This is a genomic window from Picosynechococcus sp. NKBG15041c (genome assembly GCF_055380235.1).
Genome location: NZ_AP040363.1, coordinates 394,866 through 407,931 on the forward strand (window position 1 = coordinate 394,866; position 13,066 = coordinate 407,931).

Here is a 13,066-nt window from a genome sequence, read left to right on the forward strand (position 1 = left end):
TCCTCCGGGAAGGGCATTTCTCTTTCTCCCCAAAATATCTCCTGGTGATCTTGTCCCTGAAGGCCCAGACAATACGATATACTCCACACTGAAAAGATTTCAGTCAAGCAAACACAGCAAAGGCAATGGTAGCGGTAGCAATTTTGGCAGCGGGTAAAGGCACAAGAATGAAGTCGGATCTCCCGAAGGTGCTTCATTCCCTGGGGGGGCGATCGCTCGTCGAACGGGTCATTGAAAGTTGTGCCCTAATTGAACCAGAGCGAATTTGTACCATCGTCGGTTATCGCGCCGCTGAAGTAAAAACAGCCCTTGCCCATCTGCCCCAGCTAGAATTTGTCGAACAAACAGAACAACTCGGCACGGGTCACGCTGTCCAACAACTCCTCGAACCCCTCAAAGGTTTTGCTGGGGATATCGTGCTGCTCAACGGTGATGTACCTCTCCTGCGCCCTGAAACCATTGCTAATCTTGTAAAAACGCACCAAAAAAACAACAACGACGCGACATTATTAACCGCTCAACTGCCTAATCCCACAGGCTATGGTCGCGTTTTCTGTGACGGCGATAATCTGGTGACCCAAATTGTGGAACACCGTGACTGCAACGATGCCCAGCGCAAAAATAACCGTATCAATGCTGGCGTATATTGCTTTAAGTGGGAAGTATTGGCCGAAGCACTGCCGAAATTAACCACCAACAATGACCAGCAGGAATATTACCTTACCGATGTGATTCTCCATTGCAACCAGGTGATGGCGATGGATGTGGCAGATTTCCAGGAAATTAGCGGCATCAATGATCGTTTCCAGCTTTCAGCCGCCTACGAAATTTTGCAAGATCGCATCAAAGAAAAGTGGATGAAGGCCGGCGTCATGATCCACCAACCCGATACGGTAACCATTGATGATACGGTGCAGCTCGAACCCGACGTGATTATCGAACCCCAGACCCATCTGCGAGGGAATAGCGTCGTTAAAGCAGGCTGCCGTTTAGGGCCAGGCAGTTTAATTGAAAATAGCGTTATTGAAGCCAATACAAAAATTCTCTATAGCGTTGTGAATGATAGTCATGTGGGGAGCAATACCCAGGTCGGCCCCTATGCCCATATCCGGGGTCAAGCCCAAGTTGGGGAGCAATGCCGCATTGGTAATTTCGTTGAGATTAAAAAATCCACCATCGGCAACCAGACTAATATGGCCCACCTTGCCTATATTGGGGATGCAATCCTCGGCGAGAAGGTAAATATTGGCGCGGGAACGATTACTGCCAACTATGACGGCGTGAATAAGCATCAAACAGTGATTGGCGATCGCAGCAAAACAGGCGCAAATAGCGTTTTGGTCGCACCGATCACCCTGGGTGAGGACGTGACCGTTGCCGCTGGTTCAACGATCACCAAAGACGTAGAAGACGATTGCCTTGTGGTCGCCCGGGCCCGCCAGAAAGAAATTAAAGGCTGGCGCCTCCAATCCTAGACAGGAAAGTATCATTTTCTCGGGTTACAGACCCTTATGAAACTGGCTAATGTCGCAATTGCGAACGAGAAACTCACAAACGACCTACTAAAATTTCAATTAAAAAATGACAAATCGAAATTTTTAGCCCAGGCTGGATTTAGTCAAAAAAACCTGAACAACTCAAACCAGCTATTTTTGACTTAGTTCGGGATAATGAAGCCATCCAGGATCGAGTGGATGAGTATGACACTTTCTATAGAGTTGAAGGCCAGTTGAAAGGACTTTCACAGCTCTCTTGCCGTTGTTAGCATCTGGCAAAAGCAAGCAATTGACCAACAAATCCGATTCATCACCTTAAAGCCAAAATGGTAATGATTATGATTGAACTCTACCAACAGGTTTTCTTCGTACGGGACTTTCCAGAGTATCAGCTCCAAAAAAGAGACACCGCAACAGTTGTTGATACAGTCTCCCATCCTACGGGCGGAGAAGATGGCTACGTCCTTGAAATTTTTAGTGTTTTCGGGGACTCAGTGGATGTCATTACCGTCCCCCAATCTACAGTCCAAGAACTACAACATAATCAGGTCTTTTCTGTACGTTCCCTCTCTGGTGTGATTTAGGTTTTACTGGATAGACCTTAAACAGGGAAGCGTTTCATTTTGGCGATCGCCTCCTTTGCAGTGCGCATTAAGCCCGGTTTAATCTCCGGGATTTGAGGAATCTGCCAGAGCACATCCACCGTGCGCCGTAGCATCCGCACAATATCCCCCTCGTCGAGGCTGGTGTTATCGCAGAGCTCTGTCCATTCTGCTCCCAAGGCCCACTGTTCGATCAGGCCGATAAACTTACTTTCTAGCCAAACGGGCATGGTCACACCACAGTGTTTTTGCACCTGGTAGAGTTGGCGGCGCAGTTCCCAGAGACTCACCGGGTTGTGGCCTTGGTCTTTTTTACGAATGCCCAATACCTCTAATACGGCCTGGGGTTGCGGATAGTCGGTCCAACTATCGCCCCGGGGCGGTTCACTGATAATCGCACAGATGGCCGCTGCTAAATGTTCAGGGGAGAGGTGATCTAATTGGCCAGACATCAGGCAGAGGGCCAGCCACAGTTCATTTTCTCCGCGAATGGTGGCCGCAGCACGACCCAATACCGTCGGCGTATATTTATCGAGGGCATGGAATTCTTGTAATACCTCAATGAGATTGAGAAAGTCTTGCCAATAGTAGGAGCGCTTGTTTGCATGTTGCCGATAGAGGGTCTGGCGACGGTTTAATTCTTTGTGCAATTCTTTGCGCCGTTGGTATCGCTTGAGGAGTTTACCGGGCTTGTCATGTTGGCTCAGGGGCGAGGCGGCAAACTGGGCTTGGACAGCGACCACCCGTTGCTTTTGGGCCTCTACTTCAGGAGCTTCGACCAAAGGCAGCAGATAATCAGCGATCGCCTTCACGAGGGGAAACGCTTCTGCATCGACTTTGCCATTTTTGCCTAGGGTGAGCTTTTGGTCGATGGGCAGGGGAATCTGGGCCAGTTTATCGGCCGGATAAAGACCTTCATTAAGGGCGACCACATCCATATTCGTCACCAGATACCATTGTTTGTCTGTCCCCAAACAGAGAAACTGCTGCCCAGCGGTCTGCTCGACGAGGACAGCGGCGATCGCCTCCTTGACCCGCAAATTTTTTCCCTTGAGGTGCAGAATCGAGCCCAGGGGCAACTGATCTACCAGGGGGGCAAGCAATTTACGGTTTTCTAATTCTGCCTGCTCCCGCAAAATCCCCAATAGCCGCTCTTCTTCCTTGAGCCGCTCTTTCAGCTTGCCATAGCGTTCAAAGTGCCGCTCATCGATTGCCGCTAGGTCAATATCTAAGTGGGCAATTTCGGTGGTCAGTTCGGCGATCGCCTCCTGTTCGGGGCTGAGCTGCTGTTGCACCTGATATTCCGCAAAACTCCGAGACAGCAGCTCCTTTGACTCCTCTAAACTATGTTTTTGCAAGAGGTTAAGCACCATACCATAGGAGGGTGTAAACCAACTACGCAGCGGCTCCGCCTCCGAGAGAGCTAAACGGGCTGCTTCCTTCGCCCCTTCAAAAGGTGTTTCTACAGTAACCACATAGCCCACCGTATCCATTCCCCGCCGTCCGGCTCGGCCCGCCATCTGCAAAAATTCTGAGGGGGTGAGCATTCGGTGTCCCTCATCGGTACGCTTCGAGAGGGCGGTGATCACGGTGGTGCGAGCAGGCATATTAATCCCGGCTGCCAGGGTAGCCGTCGCAAAAACCAATTTCACCAGGCCCATTTCAAAGAGTTTTTCCACCAGTTCTTTCCAGGCGGGCAAAATCCCGGCGTGGTGAGCGGCGATCCCCCGCAGGAGAGGTTCTACCTGTTCGGGCCGGGCAAATTTCGACTCCTGGGCGAGGTATTGCCAAAGCTGTTCCCGGAGGGTGGGATTTGCTTCGAGATAAGCGACTAATTTCTCTGTGGAGAAGGGATTTTTTGCGATGAAATCTAACACCAGAGCACTAAAGTCTGGGGTGTCATCGCATTGCTTGAGGAGTTTTTCTTGGAGTTTTGGCTGATTATCAAGGAAAAAGTGGAGTAAGGTCGCCTCGAGGAGTTTGGCTTCTTCGGGGGAAACCAGGGTCATCTCCTTGAGCTGGGTGACGGATTGGTCACAACCCCGCCGACTAAAAATGATGTAGATCGCTGGAAGCAGGTCTTTTTGACGCAGTTGCCGGACGATGGTGAACAGGCTGGGGCAATCTTCCCGTTGACGTTTTTTGCGTTTTCCTTGGGGGGCATGGTCACGCGATCGCAACCGAGGATTCATCTTCGCGCCGCTGTCATCGAGGAGCGGGTAAAGACCTTTTTTGTTGCTGTAGAGGAATTGGAGTGGGACAGGGCGATGGTCGGAATCGACAAGCTCACAACGGTGTTCTTTACGATTAGGGTGATCGGCATGGGCAGCTTGGCGGGTTTTGTTGATCCAGGCGGTGAAAATTTCGGGTTCACCAATGGTGGCCGATAGCCCGACAATTTGTACTTCTGAAGGGCAATAGATAATCGATTCTTCCCAGACGGTGCCCCGGCCGCGATCGCTAATGTAGTGACATTCATCGAGGACGACGGTGGAGACATTTTCCAGGGAAGTGCCCACCTGACCAATGGGGGTTTCATAGAGCATATTCCGAAAAATTTCGGTGGTCATGACGACGATGGTGGCCTGACCATTGATAATCACATCACCGGTGATTAAGCCGACTTGTTTTTCGCCAAAAGTATCGCCAAAATCACGAAATTTTTGGTTGGAAAGGGCCTTGAGGGGGGTGGTATAAAAAACCCGTTGACCCATGGCTAGGGCACGGTGGATGGCATATTCACCAATGACGGTTTTCCCAGAACCTGTGGGTGCGCAAACTACCACGGATCTGTCGGCATTGAGGGCAGCGATCGCCTTTTGTTGAAACTCATCTAACGGGAACGGAAAAACTTGATTTAAATCTACTTGCAACCTAACCCACCTTTTCTCCTGATATCGGTATGTCTAGCTTAAAGAATTGATTTACCGAAATCAAAAAATATCTATGCGACTAATCTGGTCTTCAAAGTCCATTATAGGGGGGAGTCCCTAAGCCCATGTGGATTTTCTGGGAAAATCAGAGGCGTTGATCATGGGAGGCGATCGCCCCAACGCCGATTCACTGTAACGGATGTTTACCCGGGCTCTAACGGAGACAAATTCTTCATCACAATAGAGATAGACCACTGGTATCTCGAAAATTTATCTCCTCTGCCCCAGCACCTTACCTAGTTCTATGGAATTGCAAGCACATACGCTCATTAAACCGATCCTCAACTCCTTTGATTGGGGAGTCATGGTGGTTTTAGACGATCAAACCCAAGTGTTCATGAACGACACCTGTGCCCAACTGTTTCAATTGAGTGATGAAACCAGGGAATTTGCCCCCTACGACGAGCAAATCGCCCACATTGGCCGTCAGTTCCGCGACCAAGCTGCTTTTTTTGGAGAAATTCACGACACTGAAAATCAGCCCCTCCTAGAAACCCAAGAGCTGTTTCACACCATCGATGGCCGCAGCCTAGAGATTGCTAGCCAACCGATCACTGCTGACTACGTTTTAGTGGGTCGCATTTGGCATTTCCGTGAATTTACCAACCACCCAAATCAGGGCAGCACAGCATTTGTCCGGGGGAAACGACAGGCCTTGATTGCCACTGTTGTTGCTCAAACCTATCACCAGCGCCACCCCAAAGAGATTTTGTCCAATGTGGTCAACGCCCTAGGAGAAGTTTTTGCGATCGAGCGAGCATTAATTTATCAGCTAGACAGCGAAATCCACGATGGATTGCGACTGGAGTGGCTCCACAAAAGTTTTCCGCAAAAATGCGGCGATTACTATCGTTATCTGCAAAATAATCCTTGGATTTGGAATTTTTATAGCCAAGTGCAATGCGTGCACCTCGGGCGCGATGATACGGACGCCAGCCGCAAAATTCATCAAATCTTAGAGCAGCTCCAAGTGCAAACTTGCTTGAGTTTTCCGATCATTATTCACGATCGCCTCTGGGGGGTGTTGCTACTCCACTGCTGCCATGGCCACCGGGAATGGCTCCCCGACGAAATTGAATTCCTCGAAACTCTCAGTAACCAAATGGCGATCGCCATCCACCAAGATGAGCTCAACGCCCGACTGACCACGACCCAAAATCAAATCAGAGCCACTAATACCACCGATGAACTGACTTTGATCCCCAATGCCCGTCGCTTTGAGCAGGTGCTTGAAAAAGAATGGCAGCGCCTCGCCCGGGAAGAATTGCCCCTGGCCATTTTGTACTGCCGCATTGACTACTTTGATCTCTACCAAGAAACCTATGGGGAGGAGCTGGCTGACGGCTGCTTACAACAAGTTTCTTGGGCGATCGCCTTGGTTTGTCAACGACCTGCTGATCTAGTAGCCCGCTGCGGTCGGGAGGAATTTGGCGTGATTTTACCGAATACAGACCTCGACGGGGCTCTCTACATCGCGGATCAAATTCTCACCAGTGTCCAAAAGCTGCGCATTAGCCACCTCCAATCTCCCCGAGAACAATATGTTTCTTTGAGTGTTGGCATGAATGCTTTTATTCCAAACTTGACGATTTTGCCATCGGAGTTGATTCAGTCAGCACAACAGGCCCTCGACGCAGCCGCCCAGGCGGGCGGCAACCAGATTAAAGTGGGGGAAATGCTCACCCTGGAGGATATCGCTCTGTCCGCGGTTAATCCGGCCCTTGATTGGTGAGAGACCAATGGTGCTCATAGGGGAGCCTTAGCTGTTCACAACTGCGCTCGAGTTGTTTTTGCTGGGACAGGGCTTTACGAACAGTTAAAATCAGTTGCTGAATCTGGGTGCGTGCCAGGGGATCTTGATCCGCAATTTGTTGGCTTTTGCGCTCCAAAATTTGCAAAATCGTCTCGTAGTGAATGTGGGAAGGTAGGGGCAATGGTTCCATAAAAATCTGCTAATCAGTTTCTGTCTGTTTGTAGTCTTCTAGACTACATCACGGTCTGGGGGGAGTTCTGCCAAGGGCGATCGCCTCAAGCCCCAAATTCCCAGGGGTAAAATTTCGGCCAAAATACTCACCCCCCGCATCAGGGCAACGATGGTTAGTAAGCTGCCCACTGACACATTCGTATGGCCCACCGTTTCTAATAAGCCAAGGGCCACCACCTCAAATACACCCATGCCCCCCGGTGCGCCAGGGATGATAAATCCGGCTAGCCAAGCACCACTAAAGACCCCAATTAGTTGAGGAACTTGCGGCCAGGCCAGCGGGGCGATCGCCCCCCAAGTCAACAAAAAGCCAATGCCCCGCAGCCCCATAAAAAATACCGAGCCTAGGAGTGGTTGCCAAGGATAAATCTCTAAACGCACCGGATCGTGATTTTGGGTTTTGCCCCGGGAAACTTTTTGAATCACCGGATTAAAAAAATAGGGATGAAGCCCCCCTAAAACCCCCATTAACCCCAGGGGGACTAGCAATCTCAACAGGGGGAATTGATTCATGTCAACAAGACTCCAGCCCAAACCCAAAACCACCATGATCGCCGCCGCCGCTGCCAACAGGAGGGGTTCTAGCAGCACCGATAAACTGGCCACGCCCCAAGGGCTACCCAGCTCAACAATTCGGGTCATACGTCCATAAAAATGCCAAATATTTCCTGGCAAATATTTCGCCATATTGGTACGCAAATATAAGGCGATCGCCCCGTTGTGACCAATCGGAACCCGAAAAATCTTTAGAATACGACCCCAGACCAAGGCTGACCACACATGGGAAATTGTTGTGGTCAATAGGCTCGCAGCGACCAACAGCCAACCCCGTTGATCGAGGCGGATCGTCGATACCTCTTCCCAGTGGTTGCGGAGGGTCGCCAGCAAAAAAAAGAGCGTCAGCCCGACGATAAACCAACGCCCATAGGATTTGAAAAACTGGAATGTTGCTTTCAAGATTTCTTTCAACAGCCTGACATTAGGGGGCCTGGACTGATTCAACACTACGGGCATTGTAGATGCTCATCGCCTTTTCGACCCCTTCTCGGAGACTGAGGGCCAAGGCATCCTCCGCAAGGCCAAGGACTTCTTTTAAGACGGGTTTCTCTGCTGGCGAAAACTTCCCCAGAACATGGGAAATCGTCGGTTTATCGCCCTTGATTTGGGTTTTACCAATGCCAATGCGCAGGCGGGGAAACTGCTGGGTGCCTAGGTGGGTAATGATGGACTTGATCCCATTGTGCCCTCCTGCTGAACCCTGGAGACGTAGGCGCAATCGTCCTAGGGGGAGATCCATATCGTCATAGACCACAAGCACTGATTCTGGCGGGATTTTGTACCAGTCGATCACCGCTCGCAGGGATTGGCCAGAACGGTTCATGTAGGTAGTGGGTTTCAATAGACCGAGCTTTTGGCCATTGCGACGTACTTCCGCCCAGGAGCCATGAAATTTTCGGTTTTCCTGGAGAGTTGCCCCCCAATCTGCCGCCAGGCGATCGACAAATTCAAAGCCGATATTGTGGCGGGTATGGTCATATTTGGGTTCTGGATTGCCCAAACCGACGATCAATTGGGGGATAACGAGCGATTTATCTTGACCCATAACCTCGATCAATAGCTAGTAAGACTTTGACTGCTCAAAGAGCGTTTCTAAGTATACTCTGGCGCAGGCCCGGTAGTTTTCGGCTTCGCGGGGGGTCTGCCCTTCTCCGGTTTGGAGGAGAAATTGGGACAAGGCAGCAGCAAAAACTCGGTCTTGGTCCCAGTTGGGATGGGTTTCGAGGTAGTCGGTCAGGGACTGATGCAAGGCCTCGGGAATTTCTGCCAAAATGCTCACGGTAGTAGGATTCATCATTAACCTTAATTTTGTCGAAAAGCTGCGGAATTAGGAGAAAAATTTGGACGAACAGGAAACGAAGGAACAGGTTTCAAAAACGACTAGGATAACTAGGATAATGACGTCGGCATTTTGTTCGATTTCGCCTGTCGTGGCCCTATTGTTGTCTATGGGGGGGTAGGTTTGTCAATATTGCGAAATGTTTCGTCGAGGCGATCGCCAACCACTCTCTCACGCAAGAATAAGGGTTGTAGGCATATTTTGTTTACATTCCTTTACAGAAAAACTCTTCCCCAAGGCAAATTCACCATCCAGTAAAAGAATTCCCCAAACCCCTGCCAAGCTCTCAAAAAAAGTAGCTTTTAGCTGTGGAAAACCTGGGGAAAGCTGTGGAAAAAATTGCAATGACTGGGGAAACCATGGGGAATCACTGGGGGAATTTTGATCAAGAAAATAAGAATTGCAAATTTATTGAGAAAGATGAATTTTGTCAGGACTTTTGTTTAAATCATTAGAATCAAACTACTCCTACTCAGCCAGCAGTCCATGGAAAATCGCCAACCCCAAGTTATCTCCAGTTCTGGATCCCAGAATCCTCAAAAACTGGATGTGCGCACCTGTGGTATCAATAAAAACCATTGGTATGTGGCAGCGCGCAGTGCAGAACTGACGGATCAACCCTTTGGCTTTACGCTCTGGGAAGAAGACTTTGTCTTATATCGGGATACGGATGGAAAGGCCCATGCCATGGAAGACCGCTGCCCTCACCGCCAAGTCAAGCTGAGTTCTGGCCAAGTTGTGGGAGATAATCTCGAGTGTGCTTACCATGGCTGGCAGTTTGACGCGTCTGGTACCTGTGCCCACGTGCCTTATCTGGCAGAAAATCAGAAGCGCCCAGGCTGTAAAATTCGTTCCTTACCAGTACGAGAGCAAGATGGTTTCGTCTGGGTTTTTCCTGGGGATCCGCAGATTTTAGAAAAAGAAGCAATTCAACCCCTGCCGATTCCAGAATGGGACCACCTCAATTACATCGTCAGTGTGACAACGATTGACTGTGAGGGGCATTTTTCTTATCTCATCGAAAATTTGATGGATATGTACCATGGCCACCTCCATGATGATTATCAGGCTTGGGCTTCGGCGAAATTAGAAAATATAGAAGTCGATGGGCAGCGGGTCGATGCCCACTATGAAGCCCAGAGCTATTACAAGATTGATAAGATTTGGTCAGTGTCCCAGCTCTTCATTCCTTCTCTGCGCAAGCTGCACCCGGAGCCGCTGGATGTGAGCTATGTTTACCCCAACTGGAGCGCCACCCTGGGCAATGATTTTAAAATTATGTGTCTGTTTTGCCCGACCCATGGCACCCGCACCCGGGCTTATTTGTTGCACTTCACGTCTCTGAATGCCTTTTGGCGACTCCATAAACTGCCCGTTCCTTTCCGTCGCTGGGTCAAAGACCTCTGCTTTAACGCCGCCAAAGGTTTACTGGATGGTCTGGTGGAACAGGATGTGCTGATGATCGAGCAGGAACAAAAGGCTTATCTGGAAAATCCCCAGCGCCAGAATGTGGAACTCAACCGGGCGCTGATGGCGGTGCAGCGACTGATCAAACAGCAGGCGATCGCCCAAGCAGAATCTGTCTAGCTGACCAGTTGACGGCGTTTTTGCTCAAATTCATATTCGGTGATCAGACCCTCCGTGCGGAGCTTCTCTAGTTCCCGCAGGGCCTCGGCAATGGCAGCGGTTTGCTGGGCAGCGGCGATCGCCTGATCAGACGTTGCACTTTGACCCAACCCAAAACGCCCTTGGAAAGATTCGAGATCTTGGAACAGATACCACACTGCCTCAAAAGCGCAGGCGATCTGGGGTACTGGCGTTGACCACAGGAGAATGTACATTACCCCCCACACCGGTTGCCCCACATAGAATTTGTGGATTCCAGCCAGGGGGGTGACGGCACCGAGGAGGGCCAAACCAACGGCAATTTTTCGATCTTTGGGTTGGGTCAAAAATTGGGCGATCGCCTGTTTCATGGCAGCTTAGATGTGGAAAACCATACTTTGCGACAAAAAACGTCTCCACTAAAATTTAGAAGAAGACACTCACCCCCTATGGTAGAGCAACTTACCCAAGCCGCAGCAGCGCATAGGAGTCACGATGGGATTTTTTGATTCAGAAATTGTCCAGCAGGAAGCAAAAAGCTTATTTGAAGATTACCAAAACCTCGTCCAGCTCGGCGGTGATTTCGGCAAGTTCGACCGCGAAGGCAAAAAAATGTACATCGACCAGATGGAAAGCGTCATGGACCGCTACAAAATTTTCATGAAACGCTTTGAACTCTCCGATGACTTTATGGCGCAAATGGCCGTTGAGCAGCTCAAAACCCAACTGGGTCAGTTTGGCATGACCCCCCAACAAATGTTTGACCAGATGAATCTAACCCTAGAGCGGATGAAAGCCCAAATCCCCGAATTCTAATGGCAAAAAAGATCATTGCCTTTGATTTTGATGGGGTGATTTGCGATGGGTTGCCCGAATATTTTCACTCCAGTTGCCTCGCCTACCAGACCCTCTGGCCGGATCACAATCCAGATGCTCTAGCCAATTTGCAAGCGGACTTTAACCACCTGCGACCTTTGATCGAAACGGGTTGGGAGATGATTATTCTCCTGCGGGCTTTACAGCAACAGATTCCCACAACGCAACTTTGGCACAGCTGGTCTGCCACGGTGCAACAGTTGCTCCAGATAGAAAATGTGCATTCTCACGAGTTAATGCAGGCTCTGGATCAAGTGCGCGATCGCCAAATTCAAACCCAGTTAAACCAATGGCTGGGGCGACACCACTTTTATCCGGGAATAGTGCCCTTGCTGCAACATTTATTAGCCCAGGATGGCGTAACCCCCTACATCATCACAACGAAAGAAGCCCGTTTTACCCAACAGCTGCTCCAGCATCAAAATATTGATTTTCCAGCGGCACAGATTTTTGGCAAAGAACAAAAACAACCCAAAGCAATCACCCTCGAAAAATTGCTTTCGCCTGATACCGAAACGTTTCTCTTTATTGAAGATCGCCTGAAGACATTAGAAAAAGTGCGACAGCAACCCGCGTTAAATAGCCTTGAACTTTTTCTGGCGGACTGGGGCTACAATACCGCTGCGGAAAGGGCCGCCGCGAAAAGTCTGAGGGTTCCTGTGGTGAATATTTCCCAATGGGAGCAAATCATCACAGCAAAGCTTACTTGAAAACTATAGCTGCCGTTCCATCTGGATCATCCGCCGATAGGAGAGCCAACCCCCCGCAATCATCGCCAGGGCAAAGATACCGAGAAATAATAAATGATTGGCGATCGCCCCGACCGTTTCCCCCTCCGCCCACAGTTTCACCAGGGCTTCGTTCATGTGAAAAATGGGATTGTATTGGGCCGCATTGAGGAGCGCTTCCGGGAAGAGGGAAGTCGGCAAAAAGGCTCCCCCAAGGATGAGCAGCGGTACGCCGAAGGTGGCCACCAACGCATTTACATCCTCTGTGCGTTTCGCCAGTTGGGTACCGAGGATAAAACCCACCCCCACATAGGCGATGATGCTCAGGAAAATAATCCCAATGCCCACCAGCAAAGATCCTGTAAACGTCGCGCCCATAAAAATGGCGATCGCAAACACCAGTAACGCCTGACCCACGCCGATAAAACAATGGGCGAGGAAAATCCCCAGAAAATAGGCTGTCCCGCTCAGGGGGGAAATAAACAGCCGCTTGAGAGTGTGCTGCTCCCGCTCGGAAACCACCGTGGCGATGCTTCCCCCCAGGCAACTGAAAAATAAAGCCGCACCCACCAACGTTGATGGGGCCGCAAATTCCATCGCCTCCGCCAAGCTCAGATTGGCCCGTTCTGCCAAGATAAACCCGTTCAAAAATAGTAAAGAGACGGGGAAAACCAGCCAAAAAATCAAACTACGCCGCCGTCGCCACAATTCCAACAAAATTCTCTGGGTGACGGCGATCGTCTCATACCAATATTTCATGGGGAAAATGCTTAAAAGGATTGGTCTAATTCCGCAACCAACTCATCCAATTCCTCAAGGGCTTGATTTACATCTAGTCGTAAAGTGCCAAGATTAGGATTTTCGAGGAGCTTTAAAAGAATCGCGCGTTTGCCTTTAATCGTCTCAATCTTTGCTTTTAGTGTCACCAAATCCACCATGGTTATT

15 protein-coding genes are annotated in these 13,066 nt (G+C 49.9%); 6 read left to right on the plus strand and 9 right to left on the minus strand.

Features of this window, described 5'->3' with window-relative positions; all coding sequences use genetic code 11:
• Positions 1–125 precede the first annotated feature (125 nt).
• Positions 126–1,475, plus strand: coding sequence for a bifunctional UDP-N-acetylglucosamine diphosphorylase/glucosamine-1-phosphate N-acetyltransferase GlmU (gene glmU / locus ACZ45B_RS01945; protein ID WP_464674917.1), 1,350 nt, complete (start codon positions 126–128; stop codon positions 1,473–1,475).
• 353 nt (positions 1,476–1,828) lie between these two features.
• A complete protein-coding gene (locus tag ACZ45B_RS01950) occupies positions 1,829–2,080 on the plus strand; it encodes a DUF4926 domain-containing protein (protein WP_464674919.1) in 252 nt (83 codons plus the stop codon).
• 17 nt (positions 2,081–2,097) lie between these two features.
• Here ACZ45B_RS01950 and ACZ45B_RS01955 read toward each other — a convergent pair whose 3' ends face one another.
• Positions 2,098–4,971 carry a DEAD/DEAH box helicase gene (locus ACZ45B_RS01955; protein ID WP_464674920.1) on the minus strand — a complete coding sequence of 958 codons (2,874 nt, stop codon included), beginning with the start codon at positions 4,969–4,971 and terminating at the stop codon, positions 2,098–2,100.
• A gap of 117 nt (positions 4,972–5,088) precedes the next feature.
• Positions 5,089–5,226: a hypothetical protein gene (locus tag ACZ45B_RS01960; RefSeq protein WP_158505969.1), complete on the minus strand. Its 138-nt coding sequence runs from the start codon at positions 5,224–5,226 to the stop codon at positions 5,089–5,091.
• 49 nt (positions 5,227–5,275) lie between these two features.
• Between ACZ45B_RS01960 and ACZ45B_RS01965 the strand changes: the two genes are divergently transcribed.
• Positions 5,276–6,763, plus strand: a complete 1,488-nt coding sequence (locus ACZ45B_RS01965; protein WP_024544778.1) for a diguanylate cyclase domain-containing protein — start codon at positions 5,276–5,278, stop codon at positions 6,761–6,763.
• On the opposite strand, the gene ACZ45B_RS01970 is transcribed toward ACZ45B_RS01965, so the two are convergent.
• From ACZ45B_RS01970 to ACZ45B_RS01985, 4 genes are read right to left on the minus strand one after another with little or no spacing between them, the layout of a single operon-like run.
• A complete protein-coding gene (locus ACZ45B_RS01970) occupies positions 6,741–6,974 on the minus strand; it encodes a DUF5340 domain-containing protein (protein ID WP_024544779.1) in 234 nt (77 codons plus the stop codon). The genes ACZ45B_RS01965 and ACZ45B_RS01970 overlap by 23 nt on opposite strands.
• A 38-nt stretch (positions 6,975–7,012) precedes the next feature.
• Entirely contained in the window at positions 7,013–7,972 is a 960-nt protein-coding gene (locus tag ACZ45B_RS01975) for a hypothetical protein (protein WP_464674921.1), read from the minus strand.
• A 22-nt stretch (positions 7,973–7,994) separates the two neighbouring features.
• A complete protein-coding gene (pth, locus tag ACZ45B_RS01980; RefSeq protein WP_024544780.1) occupies positions 7,995–8,618 on the minus strand; it encodes an aminoacyl-tRNA hydrolase in 624 nt (207 codons plus the stop codon).
• 15 nt (positions 8,619–8,633) lie between these two features.
• On the minus strand, positions 8,634–8,867 hold the full coding sequence (locus tag ACZ45B_RS01985) for a DUF2811 domain-containing protein (protein ID WP_024544781.1): 234 nt from the start codon (positions 8,865–8,867) through the stop codon (positions 8,634–8,636).
• Between the two features lie 531 nt (positions 8,868–9,398).
• Here ACZ45B_RS01985 and ACZ45B_RS01990 point away from each other — a divergent pair.
• Positions 9,399–10,499, plus strand: a complete 1,101-nt coding sequence (locus tag ACZ45B_RS01990) for an aromatic ring-hydroxylating dioxygenase subunit alpha (RefSeq protein WP_029681634.1) — start codon at positions 9,399–9,401, stop codon at positions 10,497–10,499.
• Here the strand turns inward: ACZ45B_RS01990 and ACZ45B_RS01995 are convergent.
• A complete protein-coding gene (locus ACZ45B_RS01995; protein ID WP_024544783.1) occupies positions 10,496–10,888 on the minus strand; it encodes an SHOCT domain-containing protein in 393 nt (130 codons plus the stop codon). The genes ACZ45B_RS01990 and ACZ45B_RS01995 overlap by 4 nt on opposite strands.
• A gap of 124 nt (positions 10,889–11,012) precedes the next feature.
• On the opposite strand from ACZ45B_RS01995, the gene ACZ45B_RS02000 reads away from it, so the two are divergent.
• Both ACZ45B_RS02000 and ACZ45B_RS02005 read left to right on the plus strand, forming a co-directional pair.
• Positions 11,013–11,333 (plus strand): DUF1825 family protein, encoded by a 321-nt coding sequence (locus ACZ45B_RS02000; protein ID WP_024544784.1) that lies wholly within the window; start codon positions 11,013–11,015, stop codon positions 11,331–11,333.
• On the plus strand, positions 11,333–12,103 hold the full coding sequence (locus ACZ45B_RS02005) for an HAD family hydrolase (protein WP_464674924.1): 771 nt from the start codon (positions 11,333–11,335) through the stop codon (positions 12,101–12,103). The genes ACZ45B_RS02000 and ACZ45B_RS02005 overlap by 1 nt, the downstream gene beginning before the upstream one ends.
• A gap of 3 nt (positions 12,104–12,106) precedes the next feature.
• Here ACZ45B_RS02005 and ACZ45B_RS02010 read toward each other — a convergent pair whose 3' ends face one another.
• Positions 12,107–12,880: an ABC transporter permease gene (locus ACZ45B_RS02010; protein WP_464674925.1), complete on the minus strand. Its 774-nt coding sequence runs from the start codon at positions 12,878–12,880 to the stop codon at positions 12,107–12,109.
• A gap of 11 nt (positions 12,881–12,891) precedes the next feature.
• The gene (locus tag ACZ45B_RS02015) at positions 12,892–13,059 is read right to left on the minus strand and encodes a hypothetical protein (protein WP_158505970.1); all 168 of its coding nucleotides are present in this window, start codon (positions 13,057–13,059) and stop codon (positions 12,892–12,894) included.
• Positions 13,060–13,066: the final 7 nt, after the last annotated feature.